We start from the raw sequence: 25,579 nt of genomic DNA, 5'->3' as shown, positions 1-25,579 counted from the left end.
GCAGCATGACGGTCAAGTTGTTCCTCCTTTGTTTTATTTTTGTTCTGGGCAGCGTGTTGCTCATCAGTCAACTCTCTTATCAATTTATTAAGAATCAAATTCGAGATAACGATTATTATTACATTAGTCAAATGCTGTCCAAGGTTGATCAGTACGTATCCCTGACTTCCGCAACGTTGAATACCATTCTGTTCTCCGTAAGCTCTTCCAATCCGAATGAAATGGATATGGAATCGCTCGAATCGCGGGTTAGTCAGCTTTATGAAATCAATAGCAACTATGTGTCCGATGTATACGTGATCAAAGAAGATATGTCGATTGTGGGAGGCAATATCCCTTCCAAAGTGCTCAAGGAGCTGCCACCGGACAGGAACCGCATCTATGAATTGGCGGCGCAGTCCCCCTATAGCATGATTGTAATAGGTCCGTATCACTCCTCGTTCTCAGGTTGGACGATCACGATGGCCAAATATATACCGAATAGCAGACCTTCTATCGTGGCAGCACTGGATATCGATCTGAGTTCATTTGAACAAACCCTATTGAAAATAAATCGCGAAGAGTCCATCAATATCGTTATTCTGGATGAGAAGGGCAAGATCATAGCCGGCAAGCCGGGTCATGGAGGCATCTTGCAGCCTGAAACCAGTTCGTTCCATTTCGGGGGGCTCACCTCGGAGGAAATCGCGCAATCGAATGAAAGCACGATTGTCGTCCGCAATTCATCGGAACATCCGATCACCATGATCAAAAGACTGACCTCGCGATTTAATTGGACCATCGTGTCGATTAACTCTGAACAATTCCTGACTCGATCATTGAAGAAAATTACGGATTATCTGTACGTTCTGATTGCGATTGGGTTTATCCTTAGTTTGATGATTGCTTTAGTCATTACCAGATATATCCGAAAGCCAATGAGTCAGCTGCTGAACAAAATCAATCTAATCAAGCATGGCAATTTGCAGGAAAGAGTTAACATGAACAGGAAGGACGAATTCGGCATTTTGTCTGGCTCCTTCGATCAAATGGTCGATCAAATTTCCGACTTGATTGAGAATTTGAAGGAAAATAAGGAGCTTCAACGATTGCTTGAGATTCAAATGCTGCAATCCCAGATTAATCCGCACTTCCTGTACAATACATTAGGTTCGATTAGCAATGCGGTCAGCTTGGGGCGTTATGAGAAGGTAGACCCTGTTATACGCTCGTTGATCGCCATCTTGGAGTACGGTGTTGCTGACGCGGCGGTTCAGGTTACTTTAAGAGAGGAACTCAACAACATTCGAGATTATATTGAAATTCAGAATGTGCGGAATAACCAATATTTCGAACTTGTCGAGCAGATTGAGGAGCCTCTGATGGATCAGCTTGTTTTCCGTATGCTGCTGCAGCCGATCGTCGAGAACAGCCTCTTTCATGGCTACCAGGGAGGCCGAATCGCCGGTGAAGTCATCATTCAAGCTTACCGAGAGGAGAACGTTGCCGTGATCGAAGTGATCGATCATGGTGTCGGTATGACGGAGGAGCAGACAAGCAGCCTCTTGCATGCAGGCGTTAGCCGAGGCGGCGATAGACGCAAACGGATTGGACTATTAAACATCCACCAGCGAATTCAGCTTCATCACGGATCAGCCTATGGATTAACGATAAGCAGCGCCCCGAACAAAGGAACCTGCGTCAGAGCTGTTTTCCCATACTTGACGAGAGAAAGGGAAGATCATTTATGAGAAAAATCCGATGCATCATTGTGGAAGACGAAGAGTTGATTGTGGAGCGGCTGAAGTTGTTTTTCACCAAACATGACGACCGTTTCGATCTGATCGGACATGCCTATTCGGGGCAAGAAGGCATACAGCTCGCTTTGCAGCTGCAACCGGATATCGTCGTAACGGATATCGTCATGCCAGGCATGGACGGCATCATGATGATTCAATCGTTGAAAGAGAGGCTGCCTTCGACGTTCTATATCATTCTGACGGCATACGCCAAATTCGAATATGCAAGAAGCGCTCTCCATCTTGAAGTGCAAGAGTACGTGAACAAGGTCCCGATGGATGAAGAGGCGATCCTCAAGGCGCTCGAGAAAACGTCATACCGCATCGTGGAGTTTGAAATGAAGCGAAGGCTGCAGCAGACCCATAGGGAGCATATGTACCGTATTAGGAAACAAATTCTTAAGGAGATTATCGGGGGGGAGTTACATCCATCCCGCATGGTGGTTTTGGCGAAGGACCTGCAATTTCATTTCATACCGAGTTTCTACAATGGTTTTGTGATTGAACTGGATTCGATTGAACATGTTTCACATTTGAGCCAAGCGGATAAGAGCCTGATCAGATTCGCGATGATGAACATTGCCGAGGAAACGATTCAGAGTCATACCCAAGGGTTTTGTAGCGAGATTGCGGAAGATCGCCTGTTCGGTATTCTTACATGGCCTCATATGTACAGCGATAGTGAAAATAACCAGCGCTGCTTGACGTTAGGCAATGAGCTTATTGCCAATATGCGCAATTATTTAAAGTTCTCCGTTTCAATCGGCTTTAGCGGCATTGCCAAGGGGTGGGAGCAGCTGCCCAAAGTCTACAAAGAAGCAGCGGACATTTTTGAAGATGTTTATTATAAGGATAAAGGAGCTATCTTAACGCCACTCCACCGGATTCGCTACGAGGCACGAAATGTAGATGAGCTGCACGTTAAAATTCAGGATTTTATGCAGCATCTGCAATCGGGATCTCAACATGAGCTTTTATTGACTAGGCTGCGTGATATGAAAAGCTGGGTTGATCATCACAAAATTCCGAGAACACAGATGATTCCGATCGTTCTCCATCTGCTGGAATCGATTCGGCGAAGACTGCAAGATCAACATAGAACCGCTCCGCTGATTCAGGTTGACACGATAAAATCACAGAGCTTCAACAAACAGTGGGAGTTTCTATTGGGCTATCTGGAGAATGGTTTTGCCGCAGCCGCTAAACATTCGAGAAAGCCTGAAATTGTGAAGGCGAAAGAGTTCATTGCCCTCCATATCACGGAACGTATTTCATTGGGCGAGGTTGCCGAGCATGTGAACTTGACTCCCGCTTACTTCAGCGGACTTTTCAAAAAAGAAGAGTCCGTAAGCTTAGTTGACTATATTAATCAACGCAAGGTTGAACTCGCTGCGGAGATGCTGAAGAAGAGGGATTATTCCAATCAGGAGCTGGGAGATGCCATTGGCATTTATAATGAGCGTTATTTTATAACGTTATTTAAACAGTTCATAGGAGAGTCTCCGCAGAAGTATAGGAAACGATGGTTTACTTAACCTCAAACGGTTGAAATGCAAGGCCCATGAACGTATTCATGGGTCTTCTTTGTTTTCGAAAAATTTTAAATCAATGCCCATAAATCTCGAACAAGCTCATCGGCCTGCGGCTATACAATAAGGCTGGGAATGTCAGACAAGACGATTCAATTTTCTTAAATCAGAAGGAAGCAGGGAAGAAGAAAGGGGCACCTATTCATGGACATTTATTCCAAAGTGAAGCAAGTTCCGCACGCGGCAAAAATGATGGATGATGAGTACTATATCTGGTGTACAAGTGTAGTAGAAGGCCATGACGGGAAGTATCATATGCTTTATTCGCGGTGGCCGAAGAGCTTAGGCCATTATGCTTGGGTTACGGATTCAGAGGTTGCTTATGCCGTAGCCGATCATGCGTTAGGGCCGTATGAGTTCCAAAGTGTGGCCTTACTGCGAAGAGGAGCAAGTTATTGGGACGGCGTCTGCACGCATAACCCTACAATAACGAGAATTGGAGATTTATATTATCTCTATTATACAGGTACGACTGGTAAAGCGAAGGTTCGGCAGCCTGCTTCGATGTCCGATCCGGAATGGTGGGAATATCGCAATAACCAGAGAATCGGTGTCGCCGTGGCTGAGCACCCGGCTGGTCCATGGCAGCGTTTCGATCGTCCTGCGATCGATATTAGTGATGAAGCAACTGCGTTTGATTCCTTGGCGGTTACCAATCCCAGCGCGACAACGCGTCCGGATGGGGGCGTGCTTGTAATCTACAAGGGGATAACTCGCTGCGATCGCTTGCAAGGCGGACAAGTGCTTTATGGAGCAGCTATTGCCGATAAACCGGAAGGGCCTTATGTCAAACAAGAAGGACATGTTTTTGAACATGCAGGTACAGGTGATCATTGGATGGTTGCGGAGGATCCGTTTATTTGGCATGATCTTGACCGTTATTACGCCTTAACGCGGGATGTCGTAGGGATCTTCACAGGTGAGAACGGCGGAATTGCATTATTCGAATCTTATGACGGGTTGAATTGGCAAGCGGCAGCTCAACCGAAAGCTTTGGGGAACGAGTTTCAATGGGAGGATGGCACTTTCAGTGGAACCAAGCTGGAGAGGCCGCAGTTATTGATTAAAGACGGCGTCCCGCAAGTGTTGTTCGGGGCCGTAGATGTGAACATGCCGGACCGTCGGTCGCATTCGTTCAGTGTGTTTATTCCGCTCGTTTAGCCATTTGAAGAAGAGAACTGAATGGCCAAAAGAAAAGCAGGCAGCCACTGATGAAAATTACGAGGCTCGAACTCTTCAAGGTGCCGCCAAGAGGGTGGTACGGCAGCGGAATGGTAATCGGCAGGCTATTCGTGTGGCCTGCCCGTAACATGAAAGCCCGAATAAGGCCCTGCGAAGTGAAGCATTTCGCAAGGCTTTATTCGGGCTATAATAGTTAGGCTTCGATGCGGAAGCGGTAGAGCGCGCTTTGGAAGTCGCCGCGCTGACGAGGAAGAGGCAGTCCCGCATACATTAACTCGTCGCCGCCGTATACGTCGTTGCTGCTCAGGTCGCGGTAATTACGCTGCGGATCGAGCCCTTTCAGCTTAAGGCGCTTGAACGGATCGTTAGGCTCAGCCAGTATGTTGAAGTAGCATGCCAACACATCCCGGCCGTCCTCGGATACGAACATCCAAGCGGCATCCAAGCCCTCGAACGGGCTCAAGAGACGGTAGAAGCGGCCGAATTGCACGAATTCCCTCAGCTCTTTGTACTGGGCGACTTGCTGCTTGGCAAGCTCGCGCTCTTCATCCGTAAACGTCGTCAGATCCAGCTCGTAGCCGAAGTTGCCCGACATCGCGACATCTCCGCGCATGGCCAGCGTTGTCATCCGGTGCACCTGGTGATTCGGCACAGCGGAGACGTGGGCGCCCATCGAGGAGATCGGGTAGACGAGGCTTGTGCCGTACTGGATCTTCAAGCGCACGACCGCATCGGTATTGTCGCTGGTCCATGTTTGCGGCATATAGTGCAGAATGCCCGGATCGAACCGGCCGCCGCCGCCGGAGCAGCTCTCGAAGAGCACATTCGGGAAGGCGGATGTGATCCGTTCCATAACGGCATACAAGCCCAGCATGTAACGGTGAGCAGTCTCTCTCTGACGTTCCGGCGGCAATGCGGCGGAGCCGATCTCCGTCATATGCCGGTTCATGTCCCATTTCACATAGGTAATGGGTGCACTAGCCAGCACGCCGGAAACCGTATTGACGATATAGTCGCACACCTCGGGGCGGGTTAAGTCGAGAATGAGCTGGCTCCGTCCTTCCGACCGGGTGCGGTTCGGCACGTGCAGGCACCAGTCGGGGTGGGCCCGGTACAGCTCGCTGTCGCGGGAAATCATCTCGGGCTCGAACCAGAGACCGAACTGCAAGCCCAAGCGGTTGACGCGAACGGCTAGATCCTCCAAGCCATCCGTCAGCTTGGCCTCATTGACGAACCAATCGCCCAGCGAGGTCGTGTCGTCGTTCCGCTTGCCGAACCAGCCGTCATCCAGCACGAACAGCTCGCTGCCAAGCTCTTGGCCGGCCTTTGCGATTTGTTCGATTTTCTCAGCGTTAAAGTCGAAATACGTTGCTTCCCAGTTATTAATAAGCACGGGACGCGGCTTGTCGCGAAATGCTCCACGGCACAGGCGTGTCCGGTACAGCTCGTGGAACGTCTGGGACATGCTGGTAAGGCCCTTGTTCGAGTACACCATGATCGCTTCCGGCGTTTGGAACGACTCGCCAGGCTCCAGCAGCCAGGAGAAATCGAACGGATTGATCCCCATGGCAATGCGCGTCGTATACATTTGGTCAACCTCGACGGATGCCAGGAAATTGCCGCTGTATACGAGGTTGAAGCCGTATACGCTGCCGCTGTCCTCGGTCGCACCGTGCGCAAGCAGGGCCAGGAACGGATTATGCTGATGGCTGCTCGCACCACGGCGGCTCTCGATGGATTGCGTGCCCGGCTTAAGCGCTCTCCGCTCGATGTAGCGTTCTCTTGCCCAAGCTCCGGAGAGGTGCAGCATGTCGAATTTGTCATGCGGGAAATCCACATTGAGGCTGAGTGCTCTCAGCAGCCGGAGCGGCTCTTGGCCTAGATTCACGAACCGGACGCTGCGGGCGATGGCTTCATGCCGGGCAAAGGCGGTGTAGCTCAGAATCGCCTGAAGCCCGATGAGCTTGTCCTCCAGCACAATCTCCAGCGTTTGCGCCTCAGCGTCATCTTCCGTATAGGTGGCAGGCAGTCCAGTCAGCGGGGCTTTGCCCTGGGTAATCGTATGAGAGACATACTTCAAATCGGTCACCGTCGTCCCGTTAGCCAGCTGCACTTGATAGGCCGGCGCACGGAAGTCGGAGTTGCCGTAGCCGGGGTACTCGAGCGGAAGCATGTCCAAGGAGTAGGATCTGTCGGGCGGCTCGGGATTCGGAGAGAATGCGCGGTCCGTCGTGCGGATCAGACGATCCGGCTTCGCGTCACGGACGGGATCTCCCCAGTACAGATGGGCCAAATGACCCGATTTATAAATGTGCAGCACATAGCTGGAACGGCCGGCTTGCAAATGAAATAAGCGCTGCTGAGCATCAAACAGGATGGACATAAGAAGAAACACCTCATACTTTCTATCATTCATTCTAGTTAGAATATCCATCCATAATAATCACAATCACCGTAAATTCCTATGGAGAAAAGGAGGATGAATATGTAGGGATGTAGACTATCCCCAAATTCATGCGGCATATGTTACAATGAGACCACGAATATGGACTGATTTTGGAGGAATTTATGCCTTCGCGTTACTCATTTCTGATCAAACTCATCGTGACGACGTCGCTCATCAGCGCTCTGCCTTTGCTATGCTTAGGTGTATACGCTTTCTTTCAGTCGACCTCCACCGTTCAAGCCAAGGTGAACGAAGCGAATGTATTTATTTTGCAGCAATCGCAGAGCCGGGTCGAGCAGATTCTCAAAGTCGTCGACCAAGTCTCGGGCCGCTATGCGGAGACGCCTTTCGTCGTGAATGCCGTCGGCAGGCGAATGGAAATTGAAGATTTTCAAGATATCGAGCTGTTGGTCAAAGGTCTGCTTGGCGTCCAGACGTATGAACTTGGCGTCAAATCCGTGGAGCTGCACAGCTTGCAGTACCGTTGGTACATCAAAGACGGGGGCTTCTATTTCGGCACGGATACGACCAAAACGGTTAATGATTTAAATTCCGTCTATACGTCCCGGTGGATGCCCGATCAGGATGCCTCTTTCGCCGGAATTAAACTGGTGAAGACGATCCCGGCACTGGCTGCAGAGCCGAAGGGTTATCTATTCGTCCGGATGTCGAATACGGAATTGGCCAAGCTGCTGACAGGCGGCTTCTCGACAAGGGAAACGATGGTTGTGGATGACAAGATGAACATTATCATCCACAGCGATCCGGCCAGAATCGGGCAAAATGTGCTTGCCGAGCCATGGGCCAAGGAGTTGAAGCAGCCCGGTCATACGCAGGGATACATCAACAGCACGGTGTCCGGCAAGCCGTACAGCATCATCTACAATCAATCCCGGTACAATAATTGGACTTATGTATCGGTCATTCCGTTGGAAGAGGCGAAGAAGGAATCCGCAGCGATCGGATGGGCTACGCTTACAGCTTGCATCGTGCTGCTGCTGCTTGCTGCGCTGCTCTCCTATTGGGCGTCCAAGCGCATGTATTTTCCGGTGCGCAGCCTCATGGAGTTCACGATGCGCCATAGCAAGCAGCAAGGCGGGGGCTCAGCCGTGAAGGACGAGCTCCAGTGGATCGGCCATCAGGTCGCTTCGCTGCATCAATCCAAGGAACAATTGGAAGGCCAAATGAAAATCCAGGCCGGTCAGCTCGTCGATTACTTCATGCTGAAGCTGTTTCAGGGCGAGCTGCACCGCAGCGAGATGGAGGAGCAAGCGCTGCGGTTCCAGCTGCCGGCGTGGAGGCGCTATGCCGTTATGGTGCTGCAGATCGATACGCTCGATCAGACACGGTACCGCTCGAGTGAGCAGGATCTCCTACTATTCGCCATTAACAATATGGCTGCGGAATTGATCCCAATGCCGAAGCGCATCCATGCCATGCCGATCGGCAATTACCAAGCGATCCTAGTGGGCAGCGATACGGAGGACCGCATGGACCTGCTCGGCGAGTGGAGCGCACTGGCCATGTCGGTGCAAAGCGCAGCGGACGAGTATCTCGGCCTCAAGGTCAGCATTGGCATCTCCCGGCCCTATGACCACTTGTTCGGGACGGCCGGAGCCTTCCTTGAAGCCAAGGAAGCGCTGCAGTACCGCATTCGACTAGGGGAGAAAGCGATTCTTCATCTCGACGATCTGAAGCCGAAGCAGGCGCCCAGTCATTATTATCCGCACCATCTGGTGTCGGAATTGACGCAGGCGATCGCTTTTCTGGATAAAGACAAGGCGGGCGAACTGCTTCAGCAGTTTATTATGGAGGTGCTGCGCGTAGAGACCGATCCGAACGTGTACCGGATGTCCTTCGCCATGCTGCTGACGGACCTCCTCCGGGTCTTGTACGATGCCGGAGAGGTGCTGTCGCACGATCAGCGCAACGCCTATGAACAGATGCTCCGGCTGAAGACTCCGCAGGAGATCGAAGCCTGGTTCAAGGTGCAAATGATCGATCCGATGATGGAGCTGACCCGCAAGCGGCACGAAACGTCGGGCAAAAGCATCTCACGCTCGGTCATGGATCTCATTCACGCCCACTACGACAGCGAGTTGACGCTGGAGCAGTGCGCGCTGCAATTAAATTACAGCACACACTACATCCGCCGGATGTTCCGCAAAGAAACCGGCATGAATTTCAGCGATTACTTATCCGGTTACCGGCATGACATGGCCAAGAGCTGGCTCAGCGGGACCGAGATGAAAATTACCGAAATCGCCGAAAGGCTGCAGTACACGAATGCCCAGAATTTCATCCGTCAATTTCGCAAGCTCGAAGGCATGACGCCCGGCCAGTACAGGGAGCAGATTCGCAAATCGAGTTGACGATTTATTCAAGAGCCACCCATACGGGTGGCTTTTTGGCGTCGTTCAATGATTATTCCGAGGGCCGCTGATGATTATACAGATGATGATGCAGCTTGAAATAGCGGGTTTCACCAGGTATTCAAGCAGATGGAGCGCTGCTGATTATTGCAAGCAATTTGCCGCCTCGATATGCTAACGCTGTCACATCAAACGAGGAGGACGAGGCGAAGGTGGAACTGACTTCCAAACCGTTACAAGCGGATACGGGTGCCAAAAGCAAGGCTCGCCGGAGGCTGGGCCGTTTGCTGAAAAACAAATGGCTGTACGCGATGGCGCTACCCGGCATGCTCTATTTCATTATTTTTCGTTATTTGCCCATGTGGGGGCTGTTGATTTCCTTTCAAGACTACCAGCCGGCTTTAGGGATGCTGCACAGCAAGTGGGTGGGACTGAAACATTTCGAGAGATTCTTTTTTGACGCGTCGTTCGGTATGCTGTTCAAAAATACGATTATCCTCGCCGTGTACAATCTCGTCTTTTTCTTCCCGCTGCCGATTATTCTGGCGCTCCTTCTTAACGAAGTGCGCAGGGAAGTGTTCAAGCGCAGCATCCAGACGATTGTGTACATTCCCCATTTCGTATCTTGGGTGGTCGTCGTCGGGATCTCTTACATTTTCTTTACGACTGAAGGCGGGATTGTCAACGATCTGCTGGTCTCATTGGGTCTGCCGAAAGTGGAGTTTCTGATCTCCAGCGAGTGGTTCCGGACGATGATCGTTTCGCAAGTGGTATGGAAGGAAACGGGCTGGGGGACGATTATTTTCCTTGCGGCGCTGGCCGGCGTGGATCCGCAGCTGTATGAGGCGGCCCGAATCGACGGGGCCAACCGGTTCCGCCAATTATGGCATATTACGCTTCCGGCGATTCGCAGTGTCATTGTCATTCTGTTCATTCTGCGGCTCGGATCGTTCCTGGATACGGGTTTCGAACAAATCTTCCTGATGCTGAACGCCATGAACCGCGAGGTAGGCGAAGTATTCGATACGTACGTTTACAATGTCGGCATTCAGCAAGGCCAATTCAGTTATAGTACGGCCGTCGGATTGTTCAAGTCGATCGTCGGTCTGGTGCTGGTGGTCGGCGCCAACCGGTTGGCCAAAAAATTCGGCGAAAGCGGCCTGTATTAAAGAAGGGATTGGTGATCCATGATCAACAGAAGTTTGGGCAGCCGTATGTTTGACGGCTTCAATTACACATTTCTCAGTATATTCGCCCTTGTCACACTACTGCCGTTCATTTACATTATTTCGGTTTCTTTTGCAGAGCCGGAGGAAGTGCTGAGGCGCGGATTCATCCTGTTCCCGACGACGTTCTCGCTGGAAGGGTACCGTTATATTTTCTCGACGCAAACCATTGTCAACAGCTTATTCGTCACGATCGGCATTACGGTGGCCGGAACCTTCATTAACTTATTGTTCACGTCGCTGCTCGCCTATCCGCTATCACGGGCGGATTTTGCCGGGCGCAAGCTGTTCATGATGATGATCGTCTTCACGATGCTGTTTCACGGCGGCATTCTGCCGACGTTCCTCGTCGTCAAAGCGTTGGGCATGCTGAACAGCTATTGGTCGCTGCTCATACCGAATGCGATCAGCGCGTTCAATCTCATCGTGGTCGTGAGCTTTTTCCGCGAGCTGCCGGAAGGGCTGGAAGAGGCAGCCAAAATCGACGGCTGCAGCGATGTCGGACTGCTTTTCCGGATCGTGCTGCCGCTCTCGGCGCCGGTGCTGGCCACCTTTGCCCTGTTTTATGCCGTGGGGCATTGGAACACCTTTTTCAACGCGATCATGTATATCAACGATTCGAAAATGTGGCCGATTCAAGTGTGGCTGAGGCAGATCGTCATTTTATCCCAAGGCGGGATCGGAGACTCCACCCAGTTCGACCAGAACTACATCGCTCCGCCGTCAACCATCATCAAGATGGCCGTTATCGTCATCTCGACGGTACCTATTCTGATCGTGTACCCGTTCCTGCAAAAGCATTTCGCGAAAGGCGTTCTGCTCGGATCGGTGAAAGGGTAACAGCCGGTAACAGGCCCGAAAACTATTGTGATCGGGCAGCATTCATATAGAATAAGACTATGGGGAGGCATTGCCACAATGAAGAAACATGCGGGAATGAGAAAAACGGGACTGGCTGCAATGGGAGTTATGGTAGGCGCAGCTGCGCTGCTTGCCGGCTGCGGGAACGAAACGAATCCGGCTGCGGGAGGAAGCGCAGGTTCAAGCAGTGCGCCGGCTGCCAGCCAGGAGCCTTTGAAGCTGAGCGTCATGACGCTCATGTATGCAGAGCCGCCTAAAGCGGACAGCGAAGTTCAGAAGCAGATCGAAGCTTATACGAACACGAAATTGGACATTTCCTGGGTACCGAACTCCTCCTACAAGGAAAAAGTCAATGTCACCATCGCATCAGGCGAGCTTCCTAAGGCGCTGCTCGTGCAGAACAACAAGGATTCCAACATTTTGAGCGCGGTTCGTGCCGGCGTATTCTGGGAAATCGGCCCTTATCTAAAGGATTACCCGAACTTGTCCAAAATGAATCCGGCGGTGTTCGACAACATTAAGGTCGATGGCAAAATATACGGCTTGTTCCGGGCGCGCGATCTGTCCACCTACGGCATCCTGTTCCGCAGCGACTGGCTGAAAAACGTCGGCTTAAGCGCACCGAAGACGCTAGATGATTTGTATAACGTTCTAAAAGCGTTTACGCTTAACGATCCGGACAAGAACGGCAAGGCCGATACAGTAGGCTTGACGGAGGAGAAAACGATGGACGGCTTCGGCGTCGTGGCTTCCATCTTGGGCGCACCGAACTCATGGGAAGTGAAGGACGGCAAGTTAAGTCCGGATTTCCTTACACCTGAATATTTCGAAGCGATGAAATTCTATAAGAAGCTGTATGATGAGAAGCTGATCAAGCAGGATTTCCCTGTTCTGAACAATCAGCAGAAGAAAGATGATATCAACCAAGGCAAAGCTGGCGCCGTTATTTCAAATATGATTGATGGAGCGGGCTACCAAGCCACGCTTGCCAAATCGTTCCCGGGCGCGGATATCGACGTCGTCTCCCGGATCCAAGGGCCCAAAGGCGAAAGGTTGCCTGGCGGGGTAGGTTACAACAGCGTGTTCATGTTCCCCAAATCCAGCGTGAAAACAGAAGCGGAACTGAAGCGAATTCTCGGCTTCTACGATAAGCTGTCCGATCAGAAGATGCTGGATTTACTGGGCTGGGGAATTGAAGGGAAACATTACAAGATGGAGGACGGCAAGCCGGTATTTATCGATCAGAAGCTTCAGGATACCGAGGTCGGCTCCAGCTATTTGCAGCTCCAGATTGCCAAGTATACGGCCAAAACGACAGGCAAAGAGACCCCGCTTATGGAGAAGTACGGTAAAATGATCAAAGAAAACGAAGCAATTGCGGTGAACAATCCGACGAATCCGCTCGTTTCCGAAACGCAAACGACCAAAGGCAGCGAGTTGAAGCCGATTATTGACGACGCCCGGACGAAATACATCCTAGGCAAAATCGATGAGGCGGGCTGGAAGCAGGCGATCGAGCAGTGGAGAAAAGCCGGCGGAGACAAAGTGATTGAGGAGTTCAGCGCGCAGTACGCGAAGAATGGGAAATAAATGCAAGAGGCTGTTGCCGGCTATCAGCCGGGGACAGCTTTTTTTCAAAATAGCCCACGATTTTTCTCATTGACACATCGGCCGCTCGTTCTATTTAATAGAAGCATACATAATAGAATTGAGGCTGATCCGTGAATCGCAAACCAACGCTCTGGACACTAATTGCAACGCAAATTTTCTATCTTTTATTTATCCTGGTATGGATGTTTATTGCCGGTATGTCGGTTATGATGTTCGATAGCCCTGATGCGGCAAGCAAGGCCACAACCTGGCTCATCTTCGCAGCCATCTTATTGTACCCTGCGGGCGTGCTGACAGCGCTCATTGCCGGGTGGCTCATGTTCTCCCGCCGGAGATACAGAGCCGCACTTCTTTGGAACTGTATTCCCCTCATCTGGATTTTGCCGCTGGGCGGTTTTTTTGCCTACGCCAACCTGAGCTAAGCTTGTTTCCTTCAAGTACCTATAGGCAGGAGAACGGCCATGCAGTATCATCTTACATAGGGTGATCTCACATGTTCATTGCTCCTATGCTTCTGCAAGACGCCAAAGATAACAGACCTTATAACAGTAAACATCATATAGCTGAAGTGAAATTAGACGGCCTTAGATGTATTGTTTCTCATATGGATAAACTCTATGTATATACGCAAGACGGTCAATCGGTTACGCACAAATTTCCGGAACTGTTCGACTGTCCGCTGCCGGAAGGAACGATTCTTGACGGAGAATTGATCATGATGGATGATCAAGGCAGGCCTGATTTCGAGGCGATGTCCGCGAGATTTTTGTCTCCGACGGACCGAACGCCCGTTATTTTTGTCGCCTTTGATATTTTGCGGCATAAGGGCATTGACATTACAGGCTTGCCTTTGCTTAAGCGCAAAGAACTGCTCGATCAAGCGTTTGTCGAGAATGGCCATTATCGTAAGATCAAGATTCATGAAGGTAAAGCGGTCGATTATTTCGAAACAATCCGAGAGCGGGGGCTTGAAGGCATCGTTCTGAAGTCCAAGAAGGATCATTTCAAATACGAGAGCAACAAACGCTCCAGACAGTGGCAGAAGGTCATCAATTGGACGTATGCGGATGTCTATATTTCCGGTTACCGCAAGCACAATTTTGCCCTGTTGGCATCGATCGACTCGGCGAATGGCGCCAAGCTTCCGGCCGGCGTCATTGAGACAGGACTTACCCCTCTGCAGCAGAATCTGTTTGACGGAGTCAGGCAGCGTCTGGTTTTGAAAGAAGACCAACATTTTGTCTACATGGAACCTCTCCTCATGGCAAGAATCAAGACACGGAACTGGACCAAGAACGGCAAGCTGCGATCTCCTGTTTTCATGGAATTTGTCAGGGCATAAACAAAAAAGACTGGAACACCAAGGAGGAAGTGGTGGTACAGTCTTTTTGTTTATTAGGCGGAGTTTAGCGTCTGAATGCCGCCCCGCTTAGTTGTTGTTCGGCGATTTGCACAAGTCTTCTTGTAATGTGTCCGCCGATCGCGCCGGTATCGCGCGTTGCCATGAACCCGTAATATCCGTCTTGCGGAATCTGAATACCGAGCTCTTGCGCGACCTCGTATTTCATTTGGTCAAGAGCTGCTCTTGCTTGCTGGACAACTAAGGAATTGCTGTTTCTGTTGCTAGCCATGGGGTTCACTCCTTTATTTGGTGTACGAGTAGTTTGTGGAAGTTTTGGTTATTTATGCATGCGTATTGAAAAAAAATACTTGTTCAAAAACGTGACAATAGAGTTTGAATGCGTTTGCAATCTACTGGTGGAAAATTTTGTGCCATGTTTTCGCGATATCCGCGTGTTACAATCGGAAAGATCCGTTATGGATCTAAAACCTAGAAGGCCGAAGCTTCTCCGGAAGCACGGGGGACCCAATCTTTGGGGTGAAGCCGCAGAACAGCGGCCGGGTGATTCCTCTTTGACCCGAATCCGACAGCTAACCTCGCAGGCCGTAAGAAGGAGAGAATAGCAGCATGAAACGTTATACCAAATTCATCGTAACAAGCGCATTGACCCTGAGCGTTCTGATGGGAGGAACTGCGGCGATGGCCGCGACGGCTACGCATACGGTGGCGGACAACGATACGATGTGGCTTATTTCCAAGAAATATGGCGTCAGCCTCACATCGCTTATTCAGGCTAATCCGCAAGTGGCGAATCCGAATGTCATCTGGTCCGGCATGAAGCTGAACATTCCCGGAGCTGCTCAGGCAGGAGGCTCTCAAACGCAAACACCAGCGGAGACGGCGCCCGCACAATCTGCTTTCGCCAGCCAGGTTGTCACACTAGTGAACAAGGAACGGGCCAAAGCAGGTCTTGGAGCTTTGACGAGCGACACCGTGCTGACCGGCATGGCGCTGGACAAAGCAAAGGATATGTACAATAACGGTTACTTCGATCATACTTCACCGACATACGGTTCCCCATTCGATATGATGAGCTCTTATGGCATTCGTTATTCTTATGCAGGCGAGAATATTGCCAAAGGACAGCAAACGCCTGAAGCTGTGATGACCGCATGGATGAACAGCACAGGACATCGCCAAAACATTTTAAGCCCTAATTTCAATAAAATCGGCGTCGCTTATTACAACGGTGTATGGGTGCAGGAATTCATCCAAAACTAATCGAAACGAACAGCCCTTGGACTCTCCCGGCGAGAGAACCAAGGGCTTTATTTATGCCGATTTTGCCGCCAATGGGCTAGTCCCCACATCAGCAATGGCAGGCTGACCGAATAGAGCGGGAAAAAGAACGGGATGGCAATTTTCTGCGGGAAGATGACCGAGCTTTCGATGAAGTCCCGCGGGATCACGGCGATAAGGACCGCGGCCGGAGCGACTACCCCCATCAGGCGTCGCCACTTTTGAACGCCGAGGCCTAGGGCGGTGCCGTAGGTGCAGATGAAGAAATACAGGGACACTTTGGTGAACACGCTCATAATCCAGATCGCAACCACGAAGGAGTCCAGGTTTTGAAAGAAATCGTAATAGCTGATATAGTGTACCAGATTGAAATAAGGATACGTCTGGCCGGAGGCGGTACGCTCACCGAAAACGGATACGATCAGGAACGTTGAAATGCTCGTAACCAGTCCCGTTATCGCTACGCCGAGCAGAGCGGGTCTTACGCCTGACGTCGGTTTGGACACGAAGGCCAGCAGAATTAACAGCATCATGCAGTCGCCCAGGAAGGTCGAGGTCGGCAGCGCCCCTTGAAGAATTACCTTCACACCGGTGTCGGCATAGATGGGGAGGATGTTGTCGAGATGAATGTTTTTCATACTCAGCAGGACCGGGATCGCAATGCCTAGCAGCGTAATGGGCCCCAGCATCTCGCAGCATCGGGCAAGCGCCTCTATGCCGGAGTAAGTTACATAAACGGCTACGAGCAGCATGCCGAGGATGGGAACGAGGATAGGCGTTCTGGGCAAAATGGTTGCGACAATGAACTCCGCATATTGCCGTAGGATAACCGCAAGCACACTGTACCAGTAAATAAAATACAGCCAAGCAACCCCCTGCCCAAGATAACGGCCAAATATGCTCTTGGCGTAGGACATAAGCGTCTGCCCAGGGAACACCAGGCTCACGCGGGTGCAGACATAAGCGATTCCGACCCCGATGCCGGTTGCGCAAAGCGTTGAAATCCACGCATCCTGCTTGGCCATTCGTATAGACGGGTTAATGGTCAGCAGGACTGTCATGCCGATTTGCATGGTCATCATCATCCAGAATAGTTGTTTCCCGCTGATTCGCATGTCCATATAAGCTCCTTAATGTTCCAGAAGTTGGCCTAGCGGGTGAAAGAGGTAGTTGACAAGTTGACTCGGGCCGGGCAACCTGGGATTTATCACCAGTGATATAGCGAGAATCCAGCACAAGGCTAGAATCGAGAGGTAGGCCGCCCGTTCTTTCTTAGGTGCGTGTCTCAGCCGGTAAAACCATTGGATTACCGTAATGAGCAAGCTCACGAGCATGAATGCCGGAATATCCTTAGGCGTCATTTCGATGTTTCCTCTCCTTCATCTAACTTTCTTACGCTTGATAACCCTGGACGCAGCATGTTGGCGTCGGAATGAACGGTGACTTCGACTTGCGGGAAAATGTCATCCCAACGTTTTTTGTTTTCCCGCCATTCCTTCGGATAAGCACGGTGAAACTCTCCGGAGAAATCCAAAATGTCCGTCTTCATCTCCTGCTGCAATTTCCGTAATGCAAGTCCGACGCGGTTCTCAATATCTCGGTTCATAGCGGCTTCTACGGCTTTGACGGCTGCGGGGTTGGTGACCAAGTCCAGTTTCGTCGTGTTCTGTATGGCGTCGTCTTCCGTATGAATCCAGACGTTCATTTGCCATTTGCCATTCTCGATGAGGGGCTCCAGCTTTGTTTTGCTTTTGAGCAGCCGCAGAGAAACAGTCCCGCTCACGCCTTCCGGTGTCACGGTGATGACCGCGGTTTTCATTTCATTCCGCAGCCATAATAGACCGCGCGTTGTAACGTCATCGATGCTGCCGACCATTTTATCGTCCTTAAACACGGCGGAAGCATTCACGAAGCTTTCCGATCGATCCGGATTGCTAGGCGACTTCGGGGAGAGGATTTCGAGGAGCGGCAACGCTGCTGAACCGGATTGATTCGCCAGCATTTGCGCCAAATCGGCCATCGTGACACTAAGAATAATTTTACTTTTGCCGATCTCCCTCATGACTTCGGACGTATTCCGCTCAAGCCTCGTATTCATTTCAAGAATCTGCCGCGCATTTCCCTTACACACATAGACATAAGCACGCTCTCTCGGCTGCGGGGCTCTCATCAAATAATCGATATCATCACGAATGCCGCCGCGCGCCAGGGCTTCGCCGAAAATAATAATCTCCGTATGTCCCCAGAAAATTTTACGAGGCAGCTTCTCCTGCAGCTTGGACAGGGCGTCGGCAATATTCACGCCGACCGCCGATCGAACGAAGGAGGTTTGGCTGCCGCCTCCTTTGCTGCTGATTTCCATCCCGCCCCCGGCATTTGAGCTGCGCGGGACGAAAATCTGAATCGTGACTTCGATGAGTTTATCGTCGTAATTATCAATAGCCGCTCCGGTGACGAGCGCTAGATCGTTAACCTCTGTACGGTCCCAGCAGCCTGTCGCTACCACCGAGAAGAGGCAGGATAGAACGGCAAGCTTCCCCAAGCGGATCATCCTTGCCGCCCCCTTCTGAAGCTGGCGGCAAGCAGCAGAGCGCACGGGATACCGAGCTGCGTGAGCATGCCCAGGAACGGGATGGTTGTTCCAAGCGTACGCTTGAGCTCTTCGAAATTTGGCGACACCCAGAAGCTGAAAAGGATGATAAGGATACCTACCGGAACGATGAGCGCCTTATAATCGGGCAGCCCCAGCCACTGGGCCGTACCGAGGACGGTGGCATAGTAGATTAACGAAATTTTGACGAACATGCCGATAATCCAGATGGCCATCAACAGCGATTCCGCATGCTCCATGAAGTCGGCGATGGAAATGTACCGAACCGCCACGAGGAACGCGTAGTTAAATTGAACGGTAAGCGGACCGAATAAGAGCAGTATCGTCAGATTAATCACTAGCAGTGTGAACATCACGGATCCTACACTAATGAAGCACCAAGTCAGTATATGTTCCTTACGGTTGATCAAAGGGAAGAGAAAGGTCAAGATATAAAACTGTGTAAACCAAGAGGCTGGGACCAACGAGCCGACCAGCAGCGGAAGCGGGCCGTTTCCCATAATGGGAAACATCTCTTTCGGATGAAGATCGGGAATGAGCAGAACGACCATGAAGAAAATGATGAGCACAGCCGCAGGGACCAGAATCTGCGAGCTTCTGGCCAGCACCTCGATTCCTTCATACAAGACATAGGCGCATACCGCGACCATGCCAAAAATGACGACGGCCATCGGGGTTTCCTGAAGAAAACTGCCGATGACGAATTCCCCGTATTCGCGCAGGACGAGCCCGTTCGTGAACAAGAAGGAGAACAGGAAGAAGGCGGAGAGGGTTTTGCCTGCATATGTGCCTAGAATCGATTCGGTATACTGAATGAACGTAAGCTCGGGAAACTTCAAAAACAAGCGGTACATGACATATACCGTAATGATCCCCGCAATCGCCGCAAGGATAGGCGTCATCCACATATCGATGCCGGCGGTTCTCATCGTGATGGACGGAACCGAAAGCGCCGCCGTAGCGGCGATAGTCGGATGCAGGAGAATGGCGACTTGGAGCGGAGAGATGCGGCCATTATCGATCATGGGTATCATCCCCTTCGGACGGTACTGGTTGCTGCCCCTTCGGCTGCCGGATCCGGTTTGCTCTTCCTGTGAATTTGGGACGGGTGCGCATCGCCCAGATGGGGGCTCGGGCGAGCACATCTTTCATCTCCGACCTTTTCACCGGTGCGAGCGGCTGCAGGTACGGCACGCCGAGCGAACGCAGCGAGGACAGATGAATGACGATCGCGATGAATCCGAGCATGAGACCGAGCAGGCCCAGCAGGCCCGACAGGAACATGATGGGAAAGCGAAGCATCCGTAAAGCGATCCCCGTCGTGTACTGCGGCATCATAAAGGAGGCAATCCCGGTAATAGCGACGACCATGACCATGGGGGCCGATACGAGGCCGGCGGACGTTGCCGCCTGACCGATGACCAGCGCCCCGACGATGCTAACCGCAGCGCCAACCTGTTTGGGCAGCCGCACCCCGGCTTCGCGCAGCGCTTCGAAAGAAACTTCCATCAGCAGCGCTTCCACCAATGCGGGGAATGGGATGTCCTCCCGGGATTTGGCGACGCTGAGCAGCAGGGACGTAGGCACCATCTCTTGATGGAAGGTCAGAATCGCGACATAGAGCGAAGGGAGCAGCAGCGTGATGAAGAAAAATAAATAACGCAGCCACCGGATGAAGGTTCCGATAATGAACCTTTGGTAATAGTCCTCAGGCGACTGCAGGAGCGAGAATAGTGTTGCCGGAGCGATTAGGGCGAATGGCGTTCCATCCACCAGAATCGACGTTCGGCCCTCCAGCAACGCGGCACATACGACATCGGGACGTTCCGTCACTTGAATTTGCGGAAACGGAGACAGCGGATTATCTTCGATCATGCCCTCGATATAGCCGCTTTCCAGGATGCCGTCGATGTCGATGTCGGCAATCCGCTGTTCCACCTCTTCGATCAGCGACGGGTTGGCGATGCCCTCCATGTAGACGATAACTACCTCCGTGCGCGTATGCCGCCCCACTTGGTAGGCCATCATCTTGAGCGCAGGGCTCTTGATCTTCCGGCGCAGCATCGCGGTGTTCACCATCATCGTCTCGGTGAAGCCCTCGCGCGGTCCGCGAATGATGGACTCGGCGGACGGTTCTTCGATGCTTCTCTTCTCCCAATAGGCGATGCCGAGCGAGTAACCGGCCGCTATGCCATCGATGAGAAGGACGGCACTCCCGCTGGATATATTCGCGACAATATCGGCAAACTTCGCTACTTCCTTGACGTCCGATATGGAAATAATAGATGAGAGCTCTTTCTCCGTTTCATTCCATTCTTCGACCGATTCGTCCAGTAAGCGGGTCAGGACGTTCCTGTCCAATAAATCCAGGTTGACCATTCCCTCGATATACACGACTAACGCCCGGGTCGTACCTCCTATGATGAAATTGTGATAATTGACATCCTTGCATCTATAATAAATAACCTTCAGCGTACGAAGGTTATCGTCCAGTGAAGAAACGACAGTGTCTAATGAATTCGACAAACTAGCATCCATAAGAACACTCCTTAGATGTGATAATAATCTGTTTGTCCAATAAAGGAGTTTGCTAAACCAACCATCAGCTTCGTTTGAATCCTAAAATACGCCACAAAATGACACGCTTCGATTCCCAGAATTTGAAAACGACTTTCGTTTCGATTACACTGAAATTGTAGCGCTATTGTGGATAAATTTGTGCCAGATAGCCAAAATCTGTCATCTGACGAATAGGTGGTGCCGAAAATGAGTACATTTAAATCTTGGTTTACCAGTGCCAAAACAGGCTTGACCGACCAGGTCAAAAAATTTCAAAACAAGGATTTTCTTGATGCCGTTGTAGCCGGCTGTGCAGTCGTTGCCGCTGCGGACGGAAGTATCGGCAATCAAGAAAAGGAGAAAATGATCGGATATATTTCCCGCAGCGAAGAGCTCAAAGTATTCGATGTCAGCAATGTGATTGCGCGCTTTAACCATTATGCAAGTAACTTCGAATTCTCCGGATTGGTCGGGAAGCAAGAAGCCATGAAGGCGATAGGCAAATTCAGCAATAAGCCGGAAGTCGGCCGCATTATCATCGCTGTTTGCTGTGCGATCGGGGCTGCCGACGGCGATTTCGACGATAGCGAGAAGCGTGTCGTCCGTGACATTTGTGCCACGCTAAGCCTCAATCCTGCCGAATTCAGTCTGTGAGCGTCGAATTCACAAAAATTTAATCGAAACTTATGAAACGCGATGGGCACTCATCCGTATCAAATAGTGAGCAAACGATAAAACACACTGTTGAGGGAGGTGACCGCGTTGGCTATCAATTTGGTCAAAGGTCAGAAAATCGATTTAACAAAAGGTAATGCTGGTCTCTCTAAGGTAGTTGTAGGTTTGGGCTGGGACCCTGCGGTAATTGAGAAGAAGGGCTTTTTCGGATCGAAAAAAACAGCCGTTGAGATTGACTGCGATGCTTCCGTAATTTTGTTGGACGAGAACGGCAAATTGACAAAAGAGAAGAACGTCGTGTTCTTCGCCAATTTGCAAAGCCCTGACGGCTCTGTCGTTCACTCCGGCGATAACCGGACAGGCGAAGGCGATGGCGATGACGAGCAAATTACTGTGAATTTGAATCAAGTGCCTGCGGACGTCAGCAAAATCATTTTCGTGGTTAATATCTACGATTGTGTCAATAGAAAACAAGACTTCGGTCTGGTTCAATCCGCGTACATTCGTATTCTGAATGCTGCCAACCAACAAGAACTCGTCAAATTCAGTTTGACGGACAGCTATGCCGGCAGAACTTCCCTGATTGTCGGTGAAATCTACCGTCATAGCGGCGAGTGGAAATTCAACGCCATCGGCGAAGGCAGCACGGACACGACAATCGGACAACTTGTCAAACGCTATATGTAAGATCAAATAAACTAATATAAGAAGCGAGGTTATTATCCATGGCAATTTCATTATCTAAAGGTCAAAAAGTCGATTTGACAAAAACAAACCCGGGTTTAACGAAAGTAATCGTAGGTCTTGGCTGGGACACGAACAAATATGACGGAGGCAAGGATTTCGATTTGGACGCTTCCGTTTTCTGCGCGAACGCATCCGGCAAAGTAAGCAACGAATCCGACTTCATCTTCTATAACAACCCGAAAAATGCAAACGGATCCGTTGTGCACAACGGTGACAACCGTACGGGCGCAGGAGACGGCGATGACGAGCAAGTTAGCGTTGATCTTACAGCGATTCCAGCAGAAACAGAGAAGATTGCGTTCTGCATCACGATCCACGAAGCCGACACAAGAGGCCAAAACTTCGGACAAGTATCCAACGCTTATGTTCGTATTTTGAACGAAGGCACAGGCGCAGAATTGATTCGTTATGATCTTGGCGAGGACTTCTCCATTGAGACAGGCGTTGTTATCGGCGAATTGTACCGTCACAGCGGAGAGTGGAAATTCAGCGCGATCGGCAGCGGCTACAAAGACGGTCTGGCCGGTCTGGCACGCGACTACGGTCTGCAAACTTCCTAAGAAGTACACTCAGGTTAAGGAGTTGTTGTCAACATGACGATTAGCTTGTCCAAAGGACAAAGAATCGACCTGACCAAGACGAACCCCGGTTTAACGAAAGCGATCATCGGCTTAGGCTGGGACACGAACAAATACAGCGGCGGTCATTCTTTCGATTTAGACGCTTCGGCCTTCCTGCTTCATGCGGATAACAAAGCCAAAGGCATAGAGGACTTCGTCTTTTATAACAACTTGGTTGGCGCGGGCGGTGCGGTTCAGCATACGGGGGATAACCGGACAGGTGACGGAGACGGCGATGACGAGCAGATCAAAGTCGATTTTTCCAAAATTCCGGCTCACATCCATCGTGTAGGCATCGCTGTAACAATCCATGAAGGCACGAGCCGTAACCAGAATTTCGGACAAGTTTCCAATGCGTTCGTACGGCTCATGGACGAAGTGACAGGGCGAGAAATTCTACGCTATGATTTGGGTGAAGATTTCTCCATCGAAACTGCGGTTGTCATTTGTGAATTGTACAGGGACAGCCAAGGCCAAGAGTGGAAGTTCCAAGCTGTTGGCAGCGGTTTCCAAGGGGGACTTCAAGCGCTTTGCAAAAATTACGGTCTAGATGCGCAATAAGCCGTAGACCAGACGGGGTGGTGCATGCAAGGCATCACCCCTTCAATTATGAATGACGGAAGGGACAGGGACTGCCCCATGCATATTTCAGTTGTCAAAGGTCAGAAAGCGGATGTGACCAAAACAAACCCAGGACTTACGAAGATTGGAATCGGGATCGGATGGAACGCTCCGGCGAGCCATGATCTGGATACTTCCGCGTTTCTGTTAGGTGCAAGCGGAAAAGTAGACAATGACGAACAGCTTGTGTTCTATAACAATCCGACCAAGAACGGTGTTAGTTTCATCGACAACCCGAATCAAGGCGGAGATAGAAAGCAGTTCTCCATTCAATTGACGGGTGTGCCGGCCAATGTAGAGAAGGTTGCTTTCACACTCACCATTCATGACGGTGAGAAGCTTAAGCAGCAATTCAGCCAAGTGACCCAGGCTTATATTCGGATTTTTCATCCAGAAACTGGGCAAGATATGTTGCGATATGAACTGGGAAATCATTTCTCCGTCGAAACAGCTATTGTCGTAGGGGAATTATATAGATACGGCGCAGAGTGGAAGTTCAGTGCGATTGGATCCGGTTTCTCGGGCGGTCTTAAAGCGCTGTGCGGCAATTTCGGCATTGAGGTCAAGGACGAGCCTTCCGCTCCTGTACCGGGGCCGGCGCCTGTCCAGCAGACGCCTCCCCCTAGTCCTCCGCCGGTTACCCCGCCAACTCCGGTTAATCTGACCAAGATTGAACTGAAGAAGAAAGGTGACCGCATCTCACTAGAGAAGAAGCCACCGGGCCGACTCGGGGAAATTCTCATTAATTTGAACTGGAATCAGAAGAAATCGACAGGCTTTTTCGGTAAAAGCAAAGGCATTGATTTGGATTTGGCCTGTTTATATGAACTGAAAAACGGTGAAAAAGGCGTTATTCAAGCGCTCGGTAATCGTTTCGGATCTCTGACAAGAGAGCCTTACATAGCACTGGACGGCGACGATCGGACAGGCTCTGTGAAAACGGGCGAGAACATCCGAATTAACGGCAACAAGCTTGCGGAATTTGAACGAATTCTAGTCTTTACCTTTATCTACGAAGGTGCAACCACCTGGTCTGAAGCCGACGGTGTCGTCTCCATTAAGCAGGACGGCGGACCCGACATTGAAGTGAAACTGAACGAGCACGACAATCGCCAAGGCATGTGCGCCATTGCACTCATTCGTAATCAGAATAACGAGACTTTCAGCATCGAACGGCTCGTACAATACTTCTCCGGCCATAAACAGTTGGATGAAGCGTTTGGCTGGGGGATGCGATGGGTCGCAGGCAGTAAATAACAAGGGAAAATTCAGGAGGGTCGAGGCATGGCAGATTTTTTTCATAGTTTTATCAATAACTTCCTAAACTTTTTTAGTTGGGAAGTGCTGTCCCAGACATTGACAGATCCCGTGAGTTGGGGGATTATCGGTACGCTAGTTATCTTGGAGGGCTTGCTGTCCGCGGATAATGCGTTGGTACTTGCCGTCATGGTAAGGCATTTGCCGAAGGAACAACAGAAGAAAGCTTTGTTCTACGGACTTGTAGGTGCCTACATTTTTAGATTTGTTGCCATCGGTGTCGGTACGTTCTTAGTCAAAATCACATGGATCAAGGTACTCGGCGGTGCGTATCTCCTATGGATCGCCATCAGCAATCTTTTCTTCAAGAAGCATGAAACCGATGAAAATGGCGAAGTGAAAAGCAAAGGCATGTCCTTCTGGCGTACGGTTCTTGCGGTAGAAGTCATGGACATCGCATTTAGCGTGGACAGTGTGCTTGCTGCTTTTGGTGTCAGTGAAGAAGTATGGGTATTGTTCCTCGGAGGTATCTTGGGCGTACTCATGATGAGGGGGGTTGCTCAAGTCTTCTTGAAGCTCATTGACAAAATTCCAGAACTGGAGAAAACGGCGTTCATTCTCATTATCGTGATCGGTCTGAAGATGATTGCCGGTGCATTTGGGTTCCATATTTCCCACGTAGTCTTCTTCTCCGTCATTATCGCATTGTTCGGCGGTACGATTATCTTCAGTCTGCTGCGCAACAAAGGCAAAGAGAAATCCGCCAGCTAACATACAACGGAA

General features: G+C 50.7%; 22 protein-coding genes and 1 riboswitch. Of the genes, 16 read left to right on the top strand and 6 right to left on the bottom strand.

What is annotated here, in order from left to right; translation table 11 throughout:
- Positions 1-5: 5 nt before the first annotated feature.
- The 3 genes from J2X61_RS16975 (at position 6) to J2X61_RS16965 (ending at position 4,528) form a co-directional block, all read left to right on the top strand.
- Positions 6-1,730, top strand: coding sequence for a cache domain-containing sensor histidine kinase (locus J2X61_RS16975; protein WP_274472342.1), 1,725 nt, complete (start codon positions 6-8; stop codon positions 1,728-1,730).
- Positions 1,727-3,313, top strand: a complete 1,587-nt coding sequence (locus tag J2X61_RS16970; protein ID WP_310189327.1) for a response regulator transcription factor — start codon at positions 1,727-1,729, stop codon at positions 3,311-3,313. The genes J2X61_RS16975 and J2X61_RS16970 overlap by 4 nt, the downstream gene beginning before the upstream one ends.
- Before the next feature lie 198 nt (positions 3,314-3,511).
- Positions 3,512-4,528: a glycoside hydrolase family protein gene (locus J2X61_RS16965; protein ID WP_310189324.1), complete on the top strand. Its 1,017-nt coding sequence runs from the start codon at positions 3,512-3,514 to the stop codon at positions 4,526-4,528.
- Between the two features lie 214 nt (positions 4,529-4,742).
- On the opposite strand, the gene J2X61_RS16960 is transcribed toward J2X61_RS16965, so the two are convergent.
- On the bottom strand, positions 4,743-6,932 hold the full coding sequence (locus J2X61_RS16960; protein ID WP_310189422.1) for an alpha-galactosidase: 2,190 nt from the start codon (positions 6,930-6,932) through the stop codon (positions 4,743-4,745).
- Between the two features lie 185 nt (positions 6,933-7,117).
- Between J2X61_RS16960 and J2X61_RS16955 the strand changes: the two genes are divergently transcribed.
- The 6 genes from J2X61_RS16955 (at position 7,118) to J2X61_RS16930 (ending at position 14,407) form a co-directional block, all read left to right on the top strand.
- A complete protein-coding gene (locus J2X61_RS16955) occupies positions 7,118-9,367 on the top strand; it encodes a helix-turn-helix domain-containing protein (protein WP_310189322.1) in 2,250 nt (749 codons plus the stop codon).
- 311 nt (positions 9,368-9,678) lie between these two features.
- Positions 9,679-10,536, top strand: coding sequence for an ABC transporter permease (locus J2X61_RS16950; protein ID WP_379240993.1), 858 nt, complete (start codon positions 9,679-9,681; stop codon positions 10,534-10,536).
- Positions 10,537-10,554: 18 nt separating this feature from the next.
- Entirely contained in the window at positions 10,555-11,433 is an 879-nt protein-coding gene (locus tag J2X61_RS16945; RefSeq protein ID WP_310189320.1) for a carbohydrate ABC transporter permease, read from the top strand.
- 78 nt (positions 11,434-11,511) lie between these two features.
- Positions 11,512-13,044: an extracellular solute-binding protein gene (locus tag J2X61_RS16940; RefSeq protein WP_274472348.1), complete on the top strand. Its 1,533-nt coding sequence runs from the start codon at positions 11,512-11,514 to the stop codon at positions 13,042-13,044.
- A gap of 131 nt (positions 13,045-13,175) precedes the next feature.
- Positions 13,176-13,487 (top strand): hypothetical protein, encoded by a 312-nt coding sequence (locus J2X61_RS16935; protein WP_310189315.1) that lies wholly within the window; start codon positions 13,176-13,178, stop codon positions 13,485-13,487.
- A gap of 71 nt (positions 13,488-13,558) precedes the next feature.
- Positions 13,559-14,407 carry an ATP-dependent DNA ligase gene (locus J2X61_RS16930; protein ID WP_310189313.1) on the top strand — a complete coding sequence of 283 codons (849 nt, stop codon included), beginning with the start codon at positions 13,559-13,561 and terminating at the stop codon, positions 14,405-14,407.
- Positions 14,408-14,471: 64 nt separating this feature from the next.
- Here J2X61_RS16930 and J2X61_RS16925 read toward each other — a convergent pair whose 3' ends face one another.
- Positions 14,472-14,696: an alpha/beta-type small acid-soluble spore protein gene (locus J2X61_RS16925; protein WP_274472351.1), complete on the bottom strand. Its 225-nt coding sequence runs from the start codon at positions 14,694-14,696 to the stop codon at positions 14,472-14,474.
- Between the two features lie 196 nt (positions 14,697-14,892).
- A riboswitch (cyclic di-AMP (ydaO/yuaA leader) is annotated at positions 14,893-15,027 on the top strand.
- 7 nt (positions 15,028-15,034) lie between these two features.
- Between J2X61_RS16925 and J2X61_RS16920 the strand changes: the two genes are divergently transcribed.
- Positions 15,035-15,688 carry a CAP domain-containing protein gene (locus tag J2X61_RS16920; RefSeq protein WP_310189311.1) on the top strand — a complete coding sequence of 218 codons (654 nt, stop codon included), beginning with the start codon at positions 15,035-15,037 and terminating at the stop codon, positions 15,686-15,688.
- Positions 15,689-15,735: 47 nt separating this feature from the next.
- Here the strand turns inward: J2X61_RS16920 and J2X61_RS16915 are convergent, their stop codons facing one another.
- From J2X61_RS16915 to J2X61_RS16900, 4 genes are all read right to left on the bottom strand, one after another.
- Positions 15,736-16,821, bottom strand: a complete 1,086-nt coding sequence (locus tag J2X61_RS16915; protein WP_310189309.1) for a GerAB/ArcD/ProY family transporter — start codon at positions 16,819-16,821, stop codon at positions 15,736-15,738.
- A 242-nt stretch (positions 16,822-17,063) separates the two neighbouring features.
- Positions 17,064-18,257 carry a Ger(x)C family spore germination protein gene (locus J2X61_RS16910; protein ID WP_274472354.1) on the bottom strand — a complete coding sequence of 398 codons (1,194 nt, stop codon included), beginning with the start codon at positions 18,255-18,257 and terminating at the stop codon, positions 17,064-17,066.
- Positions 18,254-19,342: a GerAB/ArcD/ProY family transporter gene (locus tag J2X61_RS16905; protein ID WP_310189305.1), complete on the bottom strand. Its 1,089-nt coding sequence runs from the start codon at positions 19,340-19,342 to the stop codon at positions 18,254-18,256. Before J2X61_RS16905 ends, J2X61_RS16910 begins: the two co-directional genes overlap by 4 nt.
- On the bottom strand, positions 19,332-20,855 hold the full coding sequence (locus J2X61_RS16900) for a spore germination protein (RefSeq protein WP_274472356.1): 1,524 nt from the start codon (positions 20,853-20,855) through the stop codon (positions 19,332-19,334). The genes J2X61_RS16905 and J2X61_RS16900 overlap by 11 nt, the downstream gene beginning before the upstream one ends.
- Positions 20,856-21,083: 228 nt before the next feature.
- Between J2X61_RS16900 and J2X61_RS16895 the strand changes: the two genes are divergently transcribed.
- From J2X61_RS16895 to J2X61_RS16870, 6 genes are all read left to right on the top strand, one after another.
- Positions 21,084-21,530, top strand: coding sequence for a tellurite resistance TerB family protein (locus J2X61_RS16895; RefSeq protein WP_274472357.1), 447 nt, complete (start codon positions 21,084-21,086; stop codon positions 21,528-21,530).
- A 108-nt stretch (positions 21,531-21,638) separates the two neighbouring features.
- Positions 21,639-22,238: a TerD family protein gene (locus J2X61_RS16890; RefSeq protein WP_274472358.1), complete on the top strand. Its 600-nt coding sequence runs from the start codon at positions 21,639-21,641 to the stop codon at positions 22,236-22,238.
- A 38-nt stretch (positions 22,239-22,276) separates the two neighbouring features.
- Positions 22,277-22,858: a TerD family protein gene (locus J2X61_RS16885; protein WP_274472359.1), complete on the top strand. Its 582-nt coding sequence runs from the start codon at positions 22,277-22,279 to the stop codon at positions 22,856-22,858.
- 33 nt (positions 22,859-22,891) lie between these two features.
- Complete coding sequence (locus J2X61_RS16880) at positions 22,892-23,479, top strand: TerD family protein (protein ID WP_274472360.1); 588 nt, start codon at positions 22,892-22,894, stop codon at positions 23,477-23,479.
- A 78-nt stretch (positions 23,480-23,557) separates the two neighbouring features.
- The gene (locus tag J2X61_RS16875; protein WP_274472361.1) at positions 23,558-24,796 is read left to right on the top strand and encodes a TerD family protein; all 1,239 of its coding nucleotides are present in this window, start codon (positions 23,558-23,560) and stop codon (positions 24,794-24,796) included.
- A 27-nt stretch (positions 24,797-24,823) separates the two neighbouring features.
- On the top strand, positions 24,824-25,567 hold the full coding sequence (locus J2X61_RS16870; RefSeq protein WP_274472362.1) for a TerC family protein: 744 nt from the start codon (positions 24,824-24,826) through the stop codon (positions 25,565-25,567).
- Positions 25,568-25,579: the final 12 nt, after the last annotated feature.

The organism is Bacillus sp. 3255 (genome assembly GCF_031456485.1).
Lineage (GTDB): Bacteria > Bacillota > Bacilli > Paenibacillales > NBRC-103111 > Paenibacillus_E.
This window is presented reverse-complemented; position numbering and strand designations above follow the sequence as displayed.